Source organism: Sphingomonas sp. (assembly GCF_035998645.1).
Classification (GTDB): Bacteria; Pseudomonadota; Alphaproteobacteria; order Sphingomonadales; family Sphingomonadaceae; genus Sphingomonas.
Genome location: NZ_DASYHL010000002.1, coordinates 79,455 through 99,168 on the forward strand (window position 1 = coordinate 79,455; position 19,714 = coordinate 99,168).

Consider the following 19,714-nt stretch of genomic DNA (forward strand, 5'->3'; position numbering starts at 1 on the left):
GGATGAAACTGACCGTCGCGCGCGAGAGCCTGCCGCTCAACGCCCCCTTCCGGATTTCGGGGCATGTGTTCGAGACTTCCGACATCGTCGTGGTGACGCTGGAGGACGGCGAGGCGCGGGGACGCGGCGAGGCGGCGGGCGTCTATTATCTGGGCGATGATGTCGATCACATGCTTGCCGCGATCGAGGCCGCACGCGGCGCGATTGAGGCGGGGATCGACCGCATGGGCCTGCGCGCGCTGATGCCTGCAGGCGGCGCGCGCAATGCGGTCGATGCGGCCTTGTGGGAGCTGGAGGCGGATCGCGCGGGGGTGCCGGTGTGGCAGATCGCCGGGATCGATGCGCCGCATCCGGTGATCACCACCTTCACGCTCGGCGCCGACGACCCGGCGAAGATGGCGGAGGCCGCGCGCGGCTGGGCCGATGCGCGCGCGATCAAGGTCAAGCTGACCGGCGACGATGCGATCGATGCCGAGCGCGTCCGCGCGATCCGCGCGGCGCGGCCCGATGTCTGGCTCGGCGTCGATGCCAATCAGGGCTACACGATCGACCGACTGGACGCGCTGGTCGCGGTGCTGGTCGAGGCCAAGGTCGACCTGCTCGAACAGCCATTGCAGCGCGGAGCCGAAGCCGATCTGGACGGCTATACCTCGCCGATCCCGCTCGCAGGCGACGAGAGCATCCTGACGCTGGCCGATGTCGAGAGCGCCAAGGGGCGGTTCGACGTCATCAACATCAAGCTCGACAAATGCGGCGGGCTGACCGAAGCGCTGATGATGGCCGACAAGGCCGCTGAGCTGGGCCTTGGGGTGATGGTCGGCAACATGGTCGGCACCAGCCTGTCGATGGCCCCCGCTTTCGTGCTGGCGCAGCGTTGCTCGATCGTCGATCTCGACGGCCCGACCTTTCTGAAGACCGACCGCACCCCGTCGATCGTCTATCACGACGGCAAAGTCTCGTGCGACGACAGCGTATGGGGGCCGCAGGCATGATCCGGCCGCTCGCCCTGCTCGCCGCGCCGTTGCTGCTGGGGGCCACCGCTCCCGCCGACCCGGCGTACGACATCGTCATCCGCGGCGGGCGCGTGCTCGACGGGGCGGGCAATCCGTGGGTCAGCGGCGATGTCGCGATCAAGGACGGGCGGATCGTCGCGATCGGCACCGTCACGGGCACGGCGCGCGAGGAGATCGATGCGCGCGGCCGCTATGTCGCGCCGGGATTCATCGACATGCTCGACCACTCCCAGAACGCGCTGCTCAAGGACGGATCGGCGGCGAACAAGCTGCGCATGGGGGTGACCACATTGATCGCGGGCGAGGGCGGCACTGCGGTGCCAGCCGACGAGATTGCCGGCTATTTCACCAGACTGGAGAGCCAGGGCATCGCGGTCAATTTCGGCACTTACTATGGCGCGGTACAGGCGCGGGTGAAGGTAATGGGCGACGCCGCTGGCACGCCGAGCGAGGACCAGCTCAAGGCGATGGAGGGCGAGGTCCGCACCGCGATGCGCGCGGGTGTGTTCGGCATCTCGACCGCGCTGATCTATCACCCCGCATCCTTCCAGTCGGAAAGCGATCTGGCGCGGCTGGCGGCGATCCCGGGCAAGTGCGGCGGATTTTATGCCAGCCATATGCGCGACGAGAGCGACAAGCTGCTGACCGCGATCGACGAGGCGGTGAGCATCGGTGAGCGCAGCGGGGCGAAGGTCGAGATCTTCCACATCAAGGCCGCCTATGCGCCTTTATGGGGCAAGCTGATGCCGCAGGCGATCGCGCGGATCGAGGCGGCACGCAGCCGCGGGGTCGATGTCGGCGCCAATATCTATCCGTACCGCGCGGGCGGCACGGGCCTCGACGTCACGATCCCGACCCATGTCTTCGCCAAGGGGCGCGAGGCGGCGCATGCCGCGCTGCGCGACCCGGCGGTGCGCGCGACGCTCAAGAGGGACCTGGCCGCGGGGCCGCAACCCGACTGGTCGAACCTGGTCCATGCGTCGGGCGGGTGGACGAACGTCGTGCTCGCCAATGCGCAGAACCCCAAATATGCGCAGTTCCACGGCAGGAATTTTGCCGAGATCGGCAAGGCGCTGGGTAAGGACCCTGCTGATGCGGCGTGGGACATCTGGCTCGACGCGCTGCCCGCGCGCGCCGGTGCGCTCTATTTCATGATGGACGAGGCCGATATCGCGCTGGCGATGAAGCAGCCCTGGGTCAGCGTCGGCACCGATGCGTCGGCGACGGATTCGACGGTCAGTCCGGAACAGCAGGGCCGCCCGCATCCGCGCGCCAACGGCACCTTCCCGCGCATGATCGCCGAATATGTGAAAGCGCGGAAGGTGCTGACCCTGCCCGACGCGATCCGCAAGATGAGCGGATGGCCGGCGCATCGGCTGGGCCTGTCCGACCGCGGGCTGCTGCGCCCCGGAATGCGTGCGGACGTGGTCGTGTTCGACCTGGACACGATCAAGGACGGCGCGACGTTCGAGGCACCGACGACACCGCCGACGGGCATCGACACGGTGATTGTCAACGGCGCGCTGGCGCTGTCAAAGGGACAGCCGACCGCCGCGCGCGCCGGGCGCGTGCTGCGCCATCCCTGCCCCGGGGTTTAGGTCACAATATGGCTCCCCTCCCTGAAAGGGAGGGGTTGGGGGAGGGTGCGCGCGTCTGCGCGCCGCAAAGACTCAAACAGACCGCGCGGCAAAACAGCGGCGCTCGAGGCATCGAGCCTCGCTTGCCGCTACACCCTCCCCTAGCCCCTCCCTTTCAGGGAGGGGAATTGAAGTCGAGGCGGCCACCGGCGTGTAAGAGATAGGTCCGCAACGGGATTGTCTGGCGGCGCGGGGCTGCTATCACCAAAGGGTGCCGATCGGGACGGACTGTCCTGATCGGAAACTTGAGGTGATCGCCGTCTATGTCTGATGCCCCCACTCTTGGCAGTTTCCTGCGCCGCCTGCGCGGTCAGGAGGGCTGGACGCTCAAGCAGATGAGCGAGCGCACCGGCATCCCGGTGTCGACCCTGTCCAAGATCGAACATAACCGGCTGACGCTGAGCTATGACAAGCTGCTCCAGCTCGCGCAAAGGCTTGGGCTGCGCATGTCGGAGCTGTTCGCCGAAAGCAGCGAGCCCGCCGATCCGCAGCAGCAGCCGGTGACCGCGCGCCGCAGCGTCGGCAAGCTCGACCGCGCGGTGCGGGTCGAGACCGCCAATTACGACTATTTCTACATGAATACCGAGCTGCGCCGGAAGCGGATGATCCCGATCGTCACCCGGATTCGCGCGCGCACGGTCGAGGAATTCGGCGAGCTGGTCCGCCATTCGGGCGAAGAATTCATCTACGTCCTGCAGGGCGCGGTCGAGGTGCATACCGAATTCTACGACCCCGTGGTGCTGCACGAGGGGGAGTCGATCTACATCGATTCAAACATGGGCCACGCCTATATCGCCGCCGAAGGCTGTACCGAGGCGACGGTGCTGGGCGTGTGTTCAAGCGCCGAGGAAAAGCTGATGGAATCGCTGATGACCCTGCAGGGGCAGGAAGTGGTCGAGGAAAACGGCAAGCGGCGGTCGAAGTCGGCGTTGTAGAGGCGAGGGCGCAGGTGCGGGGACGGCCGCTATCGGTGTGACGGCTGGATGACTGATAGTGGGCGGTGAGCTGCCGAAGTTAAGCGGCCTAGCTGGCTTCAAGATCCTCAACGTTCATCCACGACATCAACGTCCCTTGGTGCTCATGCGCGACGCGAAGTGCGCTTGTCAAAAGGCTAGTAATATCTTGCGGGAGAACCGCCGTGGTCTTTCTCCAGAAAAGTCTCTCTAAAGCATCTGTGTGCTCATCAGGCCGAGAGGCCAATTGCCAACCTGCGGCAATCATGTCCTTGTCAGCCGCTGCGACTGAGCCTTTTGGAATGTCCAATCGAATTTCTACTAGCCTCGCGCGACTGCTATCGCCCTGATCGTCTGTGATCATTGACCAAAGGTAGTGCTCTGGGTCGAGGACACGCGCCAGCGATTGCTCAAAGCTGTTCAGGTCAACAAGCCCCAAATTTGTAGGTGTCGCAGCGCGACCAATATTTCTTTGTATCGGCGCTCACGCCGGACAGCAACGGCGTCGGATGCCGACCGCCAGCTTTTTGAAAGCGCTCCCAAACCACTCTGGTCACCCCGGCCTTGTGCCGGGGTCCACCGGGAGGCGGGCGCGGCGCGAGAGGCTTGAGCGCGGGACGCGAGGCGGAGTGGACCCGGGCGCAGGGCCGGGGTGCCGATCGGATGGAGTCGGGCGGCTGCGCGCGCGTCAGCCCCCCGCCTTCTGCGCCGCCTCGACGATGCGCAGGATATTCCCGCCCCACATCTTCGCCAGATCCTCGTCCGAATAGCCCGCCGCCTTCAGCCGCGCGGTGACCAGGGGCAGCGCCGAGATATCCTCGAACCCCTTGACCCCGCCGCCGCCGTCCCAGTCGCCGCTGAAGCAGACATGGTCGGGTCCGGCGACCTTCACGACGTGCAGCACCATCGCGATGTACTTCTCGAAATCGGCGTCCCACAGCGGCTGGGCCTTGTCGAGTTCGCGCCAGCGCTTGGCCAGCGCGACCTGTTCCTCGGGGGGCAGGGTCGCGATCTGCTCATATTTCGCGAACAATGCGCCGCGCTCGCCGGCGAGGTTGAGTTCGGACAGGAAGATCGTGCTGATGCACATCGCCCCGCCCTTTGCCGCGAGCGCGCGGATGCGGGCGTCGTCGAGGTTGCGGGGGTGGTCATAGGCGTGGCGGCCGGTGGTGTGCGACAGGATGATCGGCGCGCGCGACAGGTCCAGCAGCTGGTCGAACACCGCGTCCGAGGAGTGGCTGGCGTCGATCACCATGCCGAGCCGGTTCATCTCCGCCACCCATTGCCGACCGAGCGGGCTGAGGCCGTTCCAGCGCGGTTTGTCGGTCGATGAATCGGCGAACTGGTTGTTCTTGCCGTGCACCGGCCCGGCCATGCGCACGCCGCGCTTGTGGAATTCGGCGAGCAGCGACAGGTCTTCGCCCAGCGGATAGCTGTTCTCGATCGACTTGAACGCGATCAGCCTGTTTTCGCCAGTCAGGCGACGGGCGTTCTGCGCGGTCAGTGCCGGGGCGATGCGCTTGGGAAATTGCGCGATGGTGGTGTCGATCGCGTCGGAGCGCCCACGCGCAAAGGCGAGCGCGTCGGCATAGCCCTTGGCGGTCAGCGGCCCCTGATCGGTGTAGATGACGAAGAAGCCGCCATCGAGCGCGCCCTCCTCCATCCGGCCCATATCGACCTGCGCGATGTCGGTCGCGGGGTCGTGCTTGTCGCCGAAACTCCACCCCGGACGCCCGAAATGGAGCGGCGTGTCGAGATGGGTGTCGAGCACGAGCAGGCGCTTGTGCAGCCCCGCGGTGTCTTCGACAGGCGGCTGGGGCGCGGTCGCACAGGCACCTAGCAGCAGCAGGGCGAGGGTCGACAAGCGCTTCACTTGGTCGCTCCCACCGGACGCAGGTCCAGATCCTGATAATTGTAGCTGAAGTCGGCGATCGGGCTTTCCGGCTTCATCGACACGCGCGCGACCTTGCCGTCGGCATCGAGCGCGAAGGTCACGTAAGCGGGCTCCAAGGACTTGTCGTCGAAGCGGGTGACGAACGAGTCATATTGCCAGTGAACCAGCTTGCCCTTCATCGCCGGGGTGGTGGTGAAGTCGATGGTCAGGCCGCCATCCTTGCCCTTGGCCACCACGACATCGCCATACCAGGCGTCGCGATAGGTGCCGACATAGCGGTCGAGGCTGAGCGACGGGCCGATCTTGGCGGGTGCGGCGCGGGTGGTCGACAGCGCCGCCTTGGCCCCGGTGATGCGCGCTTCGATGAAGCTGTTGAAGCGCGCCGGCCAATCCTGATCGGGGGCGCCGAGGTAGTGATCGACCAAAGTGTGGATCACGCCACGCAGCAGCGCGGTCTCCTCGGCATTGACCACGCCAGCGATGCCGACATCCTGATCGGGGAGCAGGATGACATAGGCGATCGCGCCGAACACCGCGCCGCCATGCGCGATCACGCGGACGCCGCGATAGTCGGTCACGCTCCAGCCGAGCGCGTAGGAGTTGAAGTTCGGGGTCAGCGGCGCAAGCTGGCCGGGCATCGGCGAGATCGGCTGGAGCGTCACGCCTTTCCACATCTCCGCCGACTGCGCCGCGCTGAACAGCCGCCCGCCGCCGGGCAGCGCGCCCTTGCCGAGTTGAATCTGGAGCCAGCGGGCGAGGTCGTTGGCGCTGAGCGCAAGGCCGCCCGCGGGTAGCGCCGCGCGGCCGAGTTCCGCCGCGCGCTCATCCAGCATCGAGACCGGGCCGTCGCCGCGTACTGCTCCGGCGATGCGGGCGTGGGGATGCGCGCGGTTGGGGTTGGCGAGGCGGGTTTCGTAGTTCGCCGTCGCGCTGGTCATGCCGCCCGCGGCGAACACGTCCTGCGCCATGAAGTCTTCCCAAGTCTTGCCGCTGACCTCCTCGATCAACTGCCCGGCGACCGAATAGAGGATGTTGTCATAGGCATAGCCCGAGCGGAAGCTGCGCGCCGGCTGGATATAAGCGAGGCGCTTGACCGTCTCCTTGCGCGACAGGCTGCCGCGCGGGACGTAGAGCAGGTCGCCCGCGCCAAGGCCGAGGCCGCTGCGATGCACCAGCAGGTCGCGGATCGTGATCTCGCGCGTGACCCAGGGGTCGTACATGCGGAACCACGGCATATGGTCGATGACGCGGTCGTCCCACTTGATCTTGCCGCGATCGACCAGGATGGCGAGCGCGGCGGCGGTAAACGCCTTGCCGGTCGATCCGGTCTGGAAGATCGTGTCGGCGTCGACCTTTTGCGCGCCGCCGTGCTTGGTCGTGCCCCAGCCCTGCGCGAGTTCGACCTTGCCCTTGTGCACCACCGCAATGGCGATGCCGGGTGCACCGCTTTGCTGGCGCAACGTCTCGACGCGTTCGGCAAACCCCTTGGGCAGGTCGGCGGCGGCGGGGAGCGCGGTGGCGAGCAGCAGCGCGGGGAGCGCGATCAGCGTGCGGATCATGCGGGGGTCTCCACTTCGGGCTGCGCACGCAGGATGCGCGCGACGCCCAGGGTCATCACGGGAAGCACGAACACCGCCAGGATCGCATAAGCGAGCAGCCGGTACCCGCTGCCGATCAGCGCGACGAGGCCGATGCTGGTGGCGACGAAGACACAGCCGAGCAGCAGCGCCAGCGCGATCACCGCGCGGGCGCGGGCGCCGAGCGCGACGCCGCGCTTTGCCTGCCACACCCCCGACACGCGCTCGTTCACGGCGTGGACGATGCCGGTCCCGGTTTCGAGCAATGCGGCGAAGATCATCGCCTGGAACGCGATGGTGAACACGGGAATGTTCATCTGTCCGAGCAGGAATGCCGAGGGCAAGGTCTCGTCCGCGACTGCGGGGTAGAAAGCGAGCATGCACAGGAAGAAGCCGAGCGCGGGCAACATCGCCAGCGGCCCGGCGATCGTCCCGGCGATCAGCGCATCGCGGCGGCTGGTGAGGTGCTTGGTCAGCGGCAGTACGACTGCCGCGGCGACGAGATTGTATCCGGCATAGGCGACCCCGCCCATCACCCACCCCGTCGTCGGTGCGGGGGTCGCGATATTGGTCGCGATCGCATCGCCGAACAGCGCGAGGCCGATCACCACGAACAGCGCATACACGAAGTAGAGCAGCATCGAGGCGTATTTGAACAAGCGCTCGACCGACGCGGTGCCAAGGCTGGTGACGACCGCGATCGTGCCGGCGAGGATCAGCGTGCCGAGGATCGCAGGCGCGCCAAAGCTCGCCCCGATCTCCCCCGCCGCCGCACCGACCACGGCAAGGATCAGGACGAGCAGCAGGACATAGACGATCTCGAACACGATCCAGCCCGGCCCGAGCAGCTTCTGGAAAAAGCTGCGATAGTCATAGCTGCGGGTCAGATGCGCGAGGGCGAAGGTCGCGGCGCACACCGCGCTCCAGATCAGCATCGCGAGCACCATGCCCCACAGCCCGCCCTGTGGCCCGCTGGGCAGGAAGAACTCCGCCAGCTCGCGCCCCGTGGCATAACCGCCGCCGATCACCACGCCCTTGAAAGCGAGGCCGGGGAGCAGGAAGCGCTGGAACCAGCTCGGTTGGGTCATCGTCATGCGCCCTTCAGGCAAGTGTCGACGAGCGCATCGAACGCCGCGCCGCCGCGGATCGGATCGGCCACGGGCAGGCCCAGCCGCGCGCTTTCGGCGGCCATCAATGCGGTGGCTTCATCGGCGTCGAGCGCGGCGGTGTTGTACGAAAAACCGCCACATCGGATCGCGGGATTAGTGCGGCGACCGAGCCGGATCGCAAGGTCGGCAATCTCCTCGACGCTGACCACGCCATAGCCGGCGGTGCCGAGCATCTCGCGCCGCCCCGGCTCATGACACACAACGAACACATCGGGCTGGCTGCCATGGAGCAGGCCGAGCGACACTGCCGCATAGGCCGGATGCGCCAGCGACCCCTGCCCCTCGATCACGTCCCAATGATCGGGCGCAGCGTCGGGCGAGAGGATCTCCGCTGCCCCCGCCTCAAAGTCCGAGACGACCGCATCCATCGGGATGCCGCTGCCTGCGATCATGATGCCGGTCTGGCCGGTCGCACGAAAATCGCTCGGCACGCCGCGTGCGGCAAAGGCGCGGGCGAGCGCGAACGCAGTGTATTTCTTGCCCAGCGCACAATCGGTGCCGACGGTCAGCAGCCGCTTGCCACTGCGCTTGCGCCCGGTCGCGACCGGGATGTCGGCGGGCGGCACGCGCACGTCGAACAATCGCCGCCCCAGCCGCTGCGCCGTCGCCGCAACCTCGGGCAAATCAGCGAGGCGCATGTGCATCCCCGCGATCAGGTCCAGCCCGGCCTCCAGCGCCTCGACCAGCGCGCCGCGCCACGACAGCGGGATGATCCCGCCCTGATTGGCGACGCCGATCACCATCGCCCGCGCGCCCTGTGCCCGCGCCTGCGCCGGCGTCAGCGCGGGGAGGCCGGTGGAAACGGTCGCGTCGGTCAGCCGCAGCTCGCCCACGCATTTGTCCGCCGCCCAGTCGCGCAGCCCCAGCGCCGTCTTGGCAAAGCCGCGCTCAGTCGTATCGCCCAGAAACAGGAGATACGGCTGGGGCAGCGTTGCATCCGATCCCGGCGCGTTGAACGGAGCGTTCATCCTGCGCGCGATCAGAAGGACAGATCGATGGCGAGACCCAGCGTGCGGGGTTGCAGCGGCACCGTCGCGAGGAAGCCGGGATTGGTGGTCGCGACGCTGCTGGTAATCCGCCCCTCGGCATCGGTGACGTTGCGGGCATAGGCGCGCAGCGTCCACTTGTCGTTGAACGTGACCGCCGCGTTGAGGTCGAGCGCGGCATAGCCGTCGATCGGCACCGACAACCCCGAGCTTTCCAAAGCGGAAATGCGGTCGCCGACGATGCGCACCGTGCCGCCCAGCCGGCCCTGTGCCGAGCCACCGACGGCAAAGCTGTAGTCCGCGGTCATCGCCGCCGAAATCTTCGGCACGCTCGGCAACTGGTCGCCGTCGGTGCACGACGCGGTGGTTTCGGTGCACTTCGCGTCGGTATAGGCGAAGTTCGCCCCGACATTGAACCCGGCGGTCGGCGTGATCGACAGCGATGCCTCGACGCCCTTGCTCCGCGCCGTGCCCGCATTGACGAGGCCGCTGATCCCCGCAGCAAAGGAAGCGGCGGTCTGGAGGTTGTTCCAGTCGAGCATGAACACCGCGGCATCCACGCTGACCGCGCGGTCGAGGAAGCTGGCCTTCACGCCGGCCTCATAGCTCGTCACCCGCTCCGCACCGACGGTGGCGGGGAAGCCCGGCAGCGCGACGTTCGGCCCGCCCGGTTTGTAGCCGCTGGCGACGCGGGCATAGATCATCGCGTCGCGGCTGAGATTGAATTGCGGGCTGACGCTATAGGTGACGATCTCTTCCGATGACGCACCATCGCCGCTGGCGTTGAGGCCGAGCAGCGGGATCGCGGTCGATTGGGTAAAGGTCTGGTCGTTGCGCGCCCAGCGCAGCCCGCCGGTGAGGTGGAACTTCTCGCTGATCTTCCAGGTCGCGTTTCCGAAGACGGCATATTCTTTGTACGTGTTTGGCAGGCCGACGACCGCGAACGGGTCGAACCCGGCGAGCGGCGCGCCGCTCGCATCGAGCGCACGCACCACCTGGCTGTGGGTGTTGTCCTCATCGGTGTAGAAAAAGCCGACCATCCATTCAAAGCTGGTGCTCGGCGCCGAGGTCAGGCGCAGTTCCTGCGTCCACTTCTTCTGCTCCAGCGTCGCCGGATAGGGCGCAAAGCCGCCGAAAATCCCGCCGAACACGCGCGTCGCGTCGGTCACTTCGAGAATTTCGAGCTTGCTGTACGAGGTCGTCGAGCTCAGCTCGGCAAAGCCGAAATCATAGCCGATCGAGGCCGAGTAGAATTGAAAGTCGCTGGTGAACGGTTCGGCCAGCGCGGTGTTGGTGTTGAGGAACCCGGCCCCCGGCGCGATCGGGGTGTTGCCCATGCCTTCATAGACGAGGCTGACATTGTCCGAATCGATCGACTGCCACACGCCGCTCAGCTTGATCGTGAGCGCGGGATCGGGCTGCCACAACAGCGCCACCCGGCCACCCTGCTGGACCGCGTCGTTGACGTCTTCCTCGCCGGTTTGGATGTTGTCGACATAGCCCGGCGTTTCGCGCCGCGCATAGCTGGCGCTGACCGCGAGCTGATCGGTGATCAGCGGGACATTGACCATGGCGTTCGCCGCCCAGCCCACGCCATCGCCATGCGCCACGGTGAACACTTCCGCGCCGCCGCGGATCTTGAGATCGTTCAGATCGGGCTGAACCGTGACATATTTGAGCAGGCCGCCGATCGAGCTCGCGCCATAGAGCGTGCCCTGCGGACCGCGCAGGACTTCCAGCCGCTCGATATCATAGGGCATCAGGTCGAGCGTGAAGGTCTGCGAGCGGTTGTAGATGCCGCTCGACCCGATCGGGGCATCATCCAGATACATGCCGACGGTCGCGCTCGGCCCGATCGGCGCGACACCGCGCAGCGTCAGCGTCGAGCGGCCGGGCGATCCGGCATTGTCGACCTGAAGCCCCGGGATCGCTGCGGCATAGTCGGACAGCTGCGACGCACCGCTCTGCTGCATGGCTTCGCCACTGACCACGGTAATCGAAATCGGCACGTCCTGGATCCGCTCGGTCCGCTTCTGCGCGGTGACGACGATCTCGTCGCGCTCCATAGTGACGCCGGTGGCACTATCCTGCGCGAAGGCCGATGCCGGCAGCATCAGCGCGGTGGCCGCGGTCGAGAGGGACAGGACGATACGCGTCGGAATGGCATGCCGTGTCATGTGAAATCTCCCTGAGCCTGCCTGTCACGCGGGCAATCCGGCGCGCGGCTATTTTCTGATTGAGATAGTGTTGTCCCATCTGGACAATTGTCAATCTTGATTCGGTACGGGCCGGATGCAGGTCATGCGACCCGCACCCGACCCGCGGGGAACCTCAGTAACCCGTGCCGAAACTCACCAGCTTGAACACCAGCGCCACCCACAGGAGGAAGAAGGCGCCGAGCACGAGCAGGACCGACCATAGTTTCGAGAACCAGCCGCGCCGGCCCTTGAACGCCAGCAGCAGGTTCCACACCGACGCGGCGAGCAGGCCGAAATAGGCGAGCGTACCGACCACCTGCAGCGTCAGGATCAGCCAGTCATTCTTGCCATGGCCGTCGAAATTCTCGATCCCGATGACCACGATCAGCCAGCCGACCAGCACCGCGATCACCAGCCAGCACAGGCCACGCACCACGCGATAGGCGGTGCGCGCCGAGCCGGTCAGCGCGAACTGCGCACCATAGCGTTTGCGCGCGACCCACCCGATCGGCCAGCCGAGCGCGGTGATCAGGATCACGGCGAGTGCGAATAGCAATGCCGGGGTCAGCCATGCTCCGGTCGCGTACCAAGGGGTACGGTCCCACACCATGAACGGCGAGACCATGCCGAACGTCCAGCGGACCACCTGTCCGTCGCGCACTTCGGCAACGAGACGCTCCTTGCCATAGGCGTCCTGCCACACGAACGGTTCGACCTCGATCCACTTGCGCGGCGCGCCGCCGAGCGAGGGGATGCCGCTGACCAGCGGGCGACCATCTTCGTCGAGGCCGATCTTCTCTTCGCCGAGCAGATAGACGAACGACGCGAAGCTCGATGCGACGCGGCGGCTGTTGGTCCAGCTGCCGACCAGCAGCTTGGCATGTTCCTTCGCCGTCGCGAGTTCGACCGGCGCCGTGTCCGCGGTGGGGAGGTAACGGTCGGCGAACCCCTCAACCAGCGCAGTGCGTACCGCGCCCGGCGCGCCGCCCGCACCCTGGCTGTTGACCGAGATATAGATGCCGACCTTTTCCGCCGGGAAGATCTTGAGATCGGTGTGGAAATAGACGGTGTCGCCGCCATGGCCGACGGCACGGCGGCCGTTGATCCACTCCTCGTAAAAGCCCAGCGCCATCTGGTTGCTGCCCTTGACGCTCAGATTCTGCGCGGTGAGCATCTGGGCCGTGGTCGCGGGCTTAAGCAGCGGGCCGCCCTCGTTGAGGAACGCCAGCATGAACTTGGCCATGTCCGCGCCACTCGCCGACAGCGCGCCGGCCGGCGCCATGCCGATGATCTCGAACCGCTGCGCCTTGCCCGATCCGGCTTCATAGCCCTGCGACATGAACGGCTTGAGCTTGGCGGGCAGCGGCTGACGGAAGCTGGCATATTGCATGCCGAGGCGACCGAAGATGTTGCGCTCGACATAGGCGTCGAACGACTGGCCAGACACGCGCTCGACGATATAGCCGGCCAACGCGGTGGCGTAGTTGGAATAAGCGGGCGTCGTACCGGGCTGGTAGATCCGCTCGGGAATACGCTCTTTCAGGATATCGCCCAGCGGCTTGAGTTCGATGTCGAACGCCAGCAGGCCCTTGATGATCTCCTCGAACCCCGCCGTGTGCGTCATCAGGTGACGCATCGTGATCGGCTTGTCGCCATAGGGGGCAATCTTGAAGTCGAGATAGGTGTTGATGTCCGCGTCGAGGTCGATCTTGCCCGCCTCGACCTGTTGCATCACCGCAGTCCAGGTGAACAGTTTCGAGGTCGAACCGGGGCGGAACAACGTCGTCGCCGGATCGACCGGCTTGCGGTTGGCGACATCGGAATAGCCAAAGCCGCGCTGCGTCAGCACCGCGCCGTCCTTGACCACGACGACCACCGCGCCCGCAATGTCGCCGCGACCCAGCGCATAGGGCATGTAGCCGTCGAGCCAGGTGTCGACATCGCTCTTGGTCAGCCGGTCGAGCCCGGCGGGCGTTGCGGGCGGCGTCGCCGGAGCCGCAGCGGGCTGAGGCGTCAGCGGCGCCTGTTGGGTTGAAGCCGGTATCGCGACGGTGAGCGCGAGCATCGCCGCAACCGCCAATTTGATCTTGTGCGTCCACAGGCGCATCATGTTTCCCTTCCCCGTGACCTGGCGATCCTGCCTGCGCGACCAGTGGCGCGACGCGGGTGAATCGTCCTGATCAGACGAACATGATCCTATTTGGAGAATTGTCAAATAGAGAGGGAGGGCGGGTGCTGTCCCCCCTAATCCTCCCCCGCCAGGGGGAGGTGGCATGCGAAGCATGACGGAGGGGGCGGAAGGGAAACGGCTTGAGCCGAGAGGACACAGCCATCCGCCCCCTCCGACGCCTTCGGCGCCAGCTCCCCCTAGCGGGTTAGGATTTTTCGGTCAGCCGAAGCGCAAGCGGACAGTGCGCACACTGACGATCGCGCGCATCTTGTGTTCGATGATCTCCGCCCGCTGCGCGTCGATCCCGGCAATGGTGATCGCCGCGCGATAGCCACGCGGGCGCGCCTCGACCGACAGCGCCTCGACCACCCGGTCCTGTTGCGCGAACAGGCCGAGCAGGCGGCACAGCAATTGCGGGCAGCGCGCCGCGGTCACGACGAAGGTCGCGGTGCCGGTAGCCGAACTGGCCTCCATGTCAGGCGGCAAGGACGCGCTGGCGGTGCGCGCGGGCGATTGCCGCGCGTGCCAGCCGGTCGGCGGCGCGGTGCGGCGCGATGCGCTCCGCCGCCGCATGGTCGAGCACCGCCGCCAGCCGCGCGCCGGTCGCCTCGACCCGCGCGCGCGCCTCGTCCACGCTCCAGCCGAGATGCTCGGCGGCGACGTTGATGATCCCGCCGGCATTCACGACATAATCGGGTGCATAGAGGATGCCGCGCGCCAGCAGCGCATCGCCCTCCGCCGGGGTCGCGAGCTGGTTGTTCGCCGCGCCGCAGACAACAGACGCGCCCAGCCGCCGCACCGATGCCGCATTGATCACCCCGCCGAGTGCGCACGGGGCAAACACTTCTGCGCTGGCTTCAAGCAGTTCGTCCGACTCCATCACGCGCGCGCCGAACCGCCGCGCCGCCTCCGCCGCAACCTCGATCCGCGGTTCGGCGACGAACAGCCGCGCTCCGGCGTCATGGAGCAATTCGCACAGCGCAAAGCCGACATGGCCGAGGCCCTGTACCGCCACCGTGACATCGGCGAGTGAGGCGCCGAGATGCCGCTCCACCGCCACCTCCATCGACCGCAGCACGCCGAGCGCAGTCCATGGCGAGGGATCGCCGCCCGGCGCACCGGGCGCTGCGGGCAGGCCAGCGACGTGGCGCGTGCTGTCGGCGACGCATTGCATATCGGCGACGCTGGTCCCGACATCCTCGGCGGTGACATAGCGTCCACCCAGCGACGCAACCGCACGCCCGAACGCGCGGAACAGCGCGGCGCGGTCGAACGGCGCATCGGGCATCCGGATCACCGCCTTGCCGCCGCCAAGCGGAAGCCCGGCCAACGCATTCTTGTAACTCATCCCCTCCGCCAGCCGCAGCGCGTCCGCCACGGCATCGGCGTCGCTGGCGTAGCGGTGGAAGCGACACCCGCCCGCTGCCGGGCCAAGCGCGGTCGAATGGATGACGATCACCCCCGACAGCCCCGATTGCGGGTCGTCAAGGCACAGCACCTCTTCGGGCGGGACGGGAGCGGGGAAATCGAACATGCAGGGTCACCTTGATCGCAAGGCCGCGATAGTAACGGCTGACACTGGCAATTTCTGACCTATTAGTTCGCCATATCGTGATAACCGGCTAAACTCTGACCGCATATCGCAGAAATTGAGGTCAATTCATGCCAGAACCGCTCGACTCGCACGATCGCCGCATCCTCCGCGTGCTGCAGGAGGATGCTTCGCTCTCGACCGCAGCGGTGGCCGAGGCGGTCGGCTTGTCCGCCTCGCCCTGCTGGCGGCGGATCGACCGGCTGGAGCGCGAAGGCTATATCAAGCGCCGCGTCGCGTTGCTCGACCGGCGCAAGATCGGGCTGCGTGCGCAGGTGTTCGCGCTGGTCAAACTCAACGCCCATGGCCGCGCCAATCTCGATGAATTCGCCGCATCGATCCACGAAATGCCCGAAGTGCTCGAATGCTATGTCCTGATGGGCACGGTCGATTTCATGCTGCGTGTGGTCGCGGCGGATATCGAGGCGTATGAGCAATTCTTCTTCGAAAAGCTCTCACGCCTGCCCGGCGTTCAGGAAATCAACTCAACCGTCGCGCTGTCGGAGATCAAGTCCACCACCGCGCTGCCGGTGTAAATCCTTACCGCTGCTTCTTGGTGATCGTCGCGGTAAAGTCCGGATCCTTGTTCGCCACCCAATCGACGAACTTGCGCACATTGGGATTGTCGAGCAGGCCCGCGACTTCCATCCCGTGGCGTTGCAGCTCGGAATTGGTGAAGTTGGCGATCACGGTCTGCTGACAGATCGAATGCATCGGCACGACATCGCGGCCACCACGGCTCTTGGGCACGGGATGGTGCCACACGATCGTCTTGCCGGTCGGTCGCCCGCATAGCCAGCACAGCACCGGTGGCGGCGGTGCCTCGTCCTCTTGAGGAAGATGATCATAGGGATCGTTTTTTGCGCGCCTGCGGGCCATAGGCGATGCCGCTACCATGAAGTCGCCGCGAAACGAACAGGACAATGCAATGACGACCGCAGCAAAGCCATGGGACGCGGCGCTGGTCCGCATCTGGCTCGACCGGCGGATCGCGGCGGCGCGGCTGGATCAGGCGGCGGCGGATCGGCGCGGCTATGACTGTCGCGACGACTATGATCAGGCCGCAGCCGAGGAATGGGCGTGCCGCGCTCTGAATGACGCGGCATGGACCGACGAGCAGGCGGCGTTTGCCGGGCGCATCAAGGAGCTGATCGGGCGCGACAGCTATCAGGCGACAGGTCTGTATGACGACATCCGGTTCGAACGGCATGTCCGGGCCTATCTCCGGAAGCTCGCCAAGATGACCAAGGCGAACGAGGGGTTCGACAAGACCCTGCGCCACCAGTGAGGCGGTGAAGTTCCACCATGGCTATGCTAGGGGCCGGGCATGCTTCGTACACGCGGCCCTGGCGGCACAGTCGAGATCGACGGATTCAACTATGACTGGGACCTTCTGAGCGAGCCCCAGCTTTCCTCGGGCGATGGCTGGAAGGGGAGCCCCGTGTCATTGCGCCAGCACGCCCTGCCGCGTGAGGCCGTGCTCGAATTTCCCACACCCAAGCGCCTGTTGCGGGGCCTGCCAAAAGGGCGCTCGCATATCAACGACGCGGTCGCCGCGCGCGGCGTGCGGGCGGCATTGGCGGCGGGCTGGGATCCCGGATCGCGCGGCACGACGTTGACCTTCATGGTCGACGTCAACGGCGACTGAGCGGATGGAAGCCCCAGAGTCCTTCCTGTTCCAGCTCGGCTGGAGGCCCTTTTTCAGCGCGCAGCTATCGCCGGACGACGCACTTTACTGTCAGCCGGTTCGCGTCATGTCCGTCCATCGCGGGACCGTGACCATCCTGGGCGAGGGCATTGACGAGACGATCGCGTCGAGCCTGCCCGTGCCCGGCGGCCCCGAAGACCGGCCAACGGTCGGCGACTGGCTGCTGATCGATCCGGTGAATCGCACGATCGTGCGCATCCTCGACCGGGCAAGCCTGTTCAAACGCCCCTCCCCCGGTGACGAGCGCAGGGTCCAGCTGATCGCGGCCAATGTCGACACGCTGTTCATCGTCAGTTCGTGCGACCAGGATTTCAACCTCGCGCGCATCGAACGCTACCTCGTCCTCGCGCGCGATGTCGGGGTGCGCCCGGTGATCGTGCTGACCAAAGCCGATCTGGCGCCCTCGCCATCCGACTTTGTCGAAGCCGCCCGTTCGCTACAGCCGACACTCCAGGTCGAGCTGATCAATGGCCGCGACCGCGACAGTGCCGCCCATCTTTCCGCTTATTGCGGTGCCGGAGAAACGGTGGCGCTGGTCGGATCATCGGGCGTCGGCAAGTCGACGCTGGTCAACACGATGACGGGGTCCGACAGCATCGCGACGCAGCCCGTCCGCGAAAGCGACGGCAAAGGCATGCACACCACGACGGTCCGCCAGATGCACCGCATGCGCCGCGGCACGGAGCCGGGCGGATGGCTCGTCGATACGCCGGGAATGCGCGAGCTTCAGATGTCGGAAGTCGCCGCCGGCGTGGCCGAGGTCTTCGATGACGTCGTTGCGATCACGCGCACATGCAAGTTCAGCGACTGCGCCCATGCCGACGAACCCGGTTGCGCAATCCGCGCCGCCATCGCGCACGGAACGCTGACACCCGAGCGAGTCGAACGGTGGCGCAAGCTCGACACTGAGGATGCGGCAAACACCGGCGCCGCACAGGTCCGGCGCGCGCGCGCAGCCAAGGGCCGGAAGCGGAAATAACCGCAAGCCGCCCGCGCGCGCTTCCGCACGGCCTAAATCTTCAAGGGAAGGAAAGTGGTGCCCGGAGACGGATTCGAACCGCCGACACTGCGATTTTCAGTCGCATGCTCTACCAACTGAGCTATCCGGGCACGGGATGAAGGCGCGCTCTTAATCGCGGGGTTGGCCGCTGTCCAGCCCGCTTTGCAATTCTTCCGGATCAACCGCGCGACCGGGGATGCGATAGCCCTCGCCCAGCCATTGCAGCAGGTCGCGATCCTTGCAGCCACGGCTGCAAAAAGGCTTGAACTCAGGGACAGGGCGGTTGCCGCAGATCGGGCAGTCGGTCTTCATGGTGCTTCCACAAAACGGGTTCGGCCGCCGGTGCGGCGGTGGAGCTGCGCGATCCAGTCGGGCTCACGCTCGATCCGGCGCAGCAGCGGCGCGGGCAATATATAGGTGTCGGGCGCGGGCGGCGGTAGGCGCTCGAGCCGGCGCAGCTCGGCCCGCAGCGCCGCGCCCACCGAGTCAGCGGCGATCAGCTCGGGCAGCGACATGCGCGTCTTGCGCCGAACGATCTGGATTAAGCCGAAGCCGTTCATCGCGGTGCGCTCGAACGGCTGGGGCAGTGCCGCGTCGATCGCCTCCCCCACCGCATTGCGTTCATTCTTGTTGGCGAGCGTCGGGAAATCGACCCCGACCGACCCGGTTATGTCGAGCCGCTCCATCGCCGCCGCGACGGCGTGGGCGGCGTCGATCGACAGTGGCCCCAGCGGCGGCCCGCCATCGACATCGAACAGGTTCATCGCCGGGGTCAGCGACAGCAACAGCGCGCCGCTGGCAAAGCGGATCTCGCCGGTACGCGCTTCCTCAAGCACTTCGGACCAGCCCGCTTCCTCGAACGAATCGGGTTCGTGGGACAGGCAGTGGCGGACGGGCAAGCCGCTCGCTGTAATCTGCGCGAGCAAATCGGGGCCAGCGACGAGCGCGGCATCAGGGGCGGGCACCGCCTTGGGCAGCTTGATCCGCCCGCGCTCGGCGACCGATTCGCGGACGATGCGGACGGGGAAGGACGCGCCCTGCGTCACCCCCTTGGGCAGCGGATCGCACAGCGCCTCGCCGCCGCCGGGCAGCGCGACCTTGCCGGTGCTGCGGTCGATCAGCTTGGCGATTGCGATCGTGTCGGCGCGAAGCCCCGGCAGTTCGATCCGCGCCTTGCGGATCGTGCCGCGCGCGACCAGCGCGGCGCGGTTCTCACCGATCCCGGCTTCGTACAGCCACTCAGCCAAGCGGGTAGCCTGCAGACTCCAGCAGCGCGCGCGTATCGTAGAGCGGCAATCCGACCACGCCCGAATAGGTGCCGGAGATGAAGCGGACAAACGCCTCCGCCCGGCCCTGGATTGCATAGCCGCCGGCTTTGCCCAGCCCCTCGCCGCACGCGATGTAGCGGTCGATCTCGGCATCGCTCAGCCGCTTGAACGCGACCACCGTGTCGGACAGGCGCACGCGGGCGCGGCCGTCGAGGCCGATCAGGCACACCGCCGACAGGCAATGGTGCCGCCGCCCCGACAACGCGGTCAACAAGTCGCGCTGCACCGCTTCGGTTTCGGCAGGCGGCAGGATGCGACGGCCGAGCGCGATGGTGGTGTCGCCCGCCAGCACGATTTCATCCTCGACCCGCGCCACGGCGCGCGCCTTCGCCTCGGCCAGCCGCAGCGCATAGACGCGCGGCAGCTCGGCCTTGAGCGGGGTCTCATCGATATCGGGAGCCGCCACGCGGTCCGGCACAATGCCGATCCGTGCCAGCAAATCGCGTCGGCGCGGCGAGGTGGAGGCGAGGACGAGCCGCACAGGCCCGGC

19 protein-coding genes and 1 tRNA gene are annotated in these 19,714 nt (G+C 66.6%); 7 read left to right on the forward strand and 13 right to left on the reverse strand.

What is annotated here, in order from left to right; genetic code table 11:
• Positions 1-2 precede the first annotated feature (2 nt).
• The 3 genes from VGN66_RS00530 to VGN66_RS00540 all read left to right on the forward strand — a co-directional run bounded on the left by VGN66_RS00530 (position 3) and on the right by VGN66_RS00540 (position 3,585).
• On the forward strand, positions 3-992 hold the full coding sequence (locus tag VGN66_RS00530) for a dipeptide epimerase (protein WP_327516921.1): 990 nt from the start codon (positions 3-5) through the stop codon (positions 990-992).
• On the forward strand, positions 989-2,611 hold the full coding sequence (locus VGN66_RS00535; RefSeq protein ID WP_327516922.1) for a D-aminoacylase: 1,623 nt from the start codon (positions 989-991) through the stop codon (positions 2,609-2,611). Before VGN66_RS00530 ends, VGN66_RS00535 begins: the two co-directional genes overlap by 4 nt.
• Before the next feature lie 302 nt (positions 2,612-2,913).
• The gene (locus VGN66_RS00540; protein ID WP_327516923.1) at positions 2,914-3,585 is read left to right on the forward strand and encodes an XRE family transcriptional regulator; all 672 of its coding nucleotides are present in this window, start codon (positions 2,914-2,916) and stop codon (positions 3,583-3,585) included.
• Positions 3,586-4,291: 706 nt separating this feature from the next.
• Here VGN66_RS00540 and VGN66_RS00545 read toward each other — a convergent pair.
• From VGN66_RS00545 to VGN66_RS00580, 8 genes are all read right to left on the reverse strand, one after another.
• A complete protein-coding gene (locus tag VGN66_RS00545) occupies positions 4,292-5,476 on the reverse strand; it encodes a dipeptidase (RefSeq protein WP_327516925.1) in 1,185 nt (394 codons plus the stop codon).
• Positions 5,473-7,056, reverse strand: a complete 1,584-nt coding sequence (locus VGN66_RS00550; protein WP_327516926.1) for a serine hydrolase — start codon at positions 7,054-7,056, stop codon at positions 5,473-5,475. The genes VGN66_RS00545 and VGN66_RS00550 overlap by 4 nt, the downstream gene beginning before the upstream one ends.
• The gene (locus tag VGN66_RS00555) at positions 7,053-8,162 is read right to left on the reverse strand and encodes a hypothetical protein (protein WP_327516927.1); all 1,110 of its coding nucleotides are present in this window, start codon (positions 8,160-8,162) and stop codon (positions 7,053-7,055) included. The genes VGN66_RS00550 and VGN66_RS00555 overlap by 4 nt, the downstream gene beginning before the upstream one ends.
• Positions 8,163-8,164: 2 nt before the next feature.
• Complete coding sequence (locus VGN66_RS00560) at positions 8,165-9,211, reverse strand: DUF1611 domain-containing protein (protein WP_327516928.1); 1,047 nt, start codon at positions 9,209-9,211, stop codon at positions 8,165-8,167.
• Between the two features lie 11 nt (positions 9,212-9,222).
• Entirely contained in the window at positions 9,223-11,406 is a 2,184-nt protein-coding gene (locus VGN66_RS00565; protein WP_327516929.1) for a TonB-dependent receptor, read from the reverse strand.
• Positions 11,407-11,560: 154 nt separating this feature from the next.
• Positions 11,561-13,537, reverse strand: a complete 1,977-nt coding sequence (locus tag VGN66_RS00570; RefSeq protein ID WP_327516930.1) for a serine hydrolase domain-containing protein — start codon at positions 13,535-13,537, stop codon at positions 11,561-11,563.
• 279 nt (positions 13,538-13,816) lie between these two features.
• Positions 13,817-14,071, reverse strand: a complete 255-nt coding sequence (locus VGN66_RS00575) for a hypothetical protein (RefSeq protein WP_327516931.1) — start codon at positions 14,069-14,071, stop codon at positions 13,817-13,819.
• A 1-nt stretch (position 14,072) separates the two neighbouring features.
• Positions 14,073-15,131 (reverse strand): Glu/Leu/Phe/Val family dehydrogenase, encoded by a 1,059-nt coding sequence (locus VGN66_RS00580; protein WP_327516932.1) that lies wholly within the window; start codon positions 15,129-15,131, stop codon positions 14,073-14,075.
• A 128-nt stretch (positions 15,132-15,259) separates the two neighbouring features.
• Here VGN66_RS00580 and VGN66_RS00585 point away from each other — a divergent pair, with 128 nt between their 5' ends.
• Positions 15,260-15,724 (forward strand): Lrp/AsnC family transcriptional regulator, encoded by a 465-nt coding sequence (locus tag VGN66_RS00585; RefSeq protein WP_327516933.1) that lies wholly within the window; start codon positions 15,260-15,262, stop codon positions 15,722-15,724.
• A gap of 4 nt (positions 15,725-15,728) precedes the next feature.
• Here the strand turns inward: VGN66_RS00585 and VGN66_RS00590 are convergent, their stop codons facing one another.
• Positions 15,729-16,067 carry a hypothetical protein gene (locus VGN66_RS00590; RefSeq protein ID WP_224922986.1) on the reverse strand — a complete coding sequence of 113 codons (339 nt, stop codon included), beginning with the start codon at positions 16,065-16,067 and terminating at the stop codon, positions 15,729-15,731.
• A gap of 49 nt (positions 16,068-16,116) precedes the next feature.
• On the opposite strand from VGN66_RS00590, the gene VGN66_RS00595 reads away from it, so the two are divergent.
• The 3 genes from VGN66_RS00595 to rsgA are packed head-to-tail and all read left to right on the forward strand — an operon-like array spanning position 16,117 to position 17,875.
• Entirely contained in the window at positions 16,117-16,476 is a 360-nt protein-coding gene (locus tag VGN66_RS00595; protein WP_327516934.1) for a hypothetical protein, read from the forward strand.
• A gap of 39 nt (positions 16,477-16,515) precedes the next feature.
• On the forward strand, positions 16,516-16,836 hold the full coding sequence (locus tag VGN66_RS00600) for a hypothetical protein (protein ID WP_327516935.1): 321 nt from the start codon (positions 16,516-16,518) through the stop codon (positions 16,834-16,836).
• A 4-nt stretch (positions 16,837-16,840) separates the two neighbouring features.
• On the forward strand, positions 16,841-17,875 hold the full coding sequence (gene rsgA, locus VGN66_RS00605) for a ribosome small subunit-dependent GTPase A (RefSeq protein ID WP_327516936.1): 1,035 nt from the start codon (positions 16,841-16,843) through the stop codon (positions 17,873-17,875).
• 55 nt (positions 17,876-17,930) lie between these two features.
• On the opposite strand, the gene VGN66_RS00610 is transcribed toward rsgA, so the two are convergent.
• The 4 genes from VGN66_RS00610 to VGN66_RS00625 form a co-directional block, all read right to left on the reverse strand.
• Positions 17,931-18,006 (reverse strand) — tRNA-Phe (locus VGN66_RS00610).
• A gap of 19 nt (positions 18,007-18,025) precedes the next feature.
• Positions 18,026-18,208, reverse strand: coding sequence for a DNA gyrase inhibitor YacG (locus VGN66_RS00615; protein WP_224922990.1), 183 nt, complete (start codon positions 18,206-18,208; stop codon positions 18,026-18,028).
• Positions 18,205-19,143 (reverse strand): ribonuclease, encoded by a 939-nt coding sequence (locus VGN66_RS00620; RefSeq protein ID WP_327516937.1) that lies wholly within the window; start codon positions 19,141-19,143, stop codon positions 18,205-18,207. The genes VGN66_RS00615 and VGN66_RS00620 overlap by 4 nt, the downstream gene beginning before the upstream one ends.
• Positions 19,136-19,705 carry a nucleoside triphosphate pyrophosphatase gene (locus VGN66_RS00625; protein WP_327516938.1) on the reverse strand — a complete coding sequence of 190 codons (570 nt, stop codon included), beginning with the start codon at positions 19,703-19,705 and terminating at the stop codon, positions 19,136-19,138. Before VGN66_RS00625 ends, VGN66_RS00620 begins: the two co-directional genes overlap by 8 nt.
• Positions 19,706-19,714: the final 9 nt, after the last annotated feature.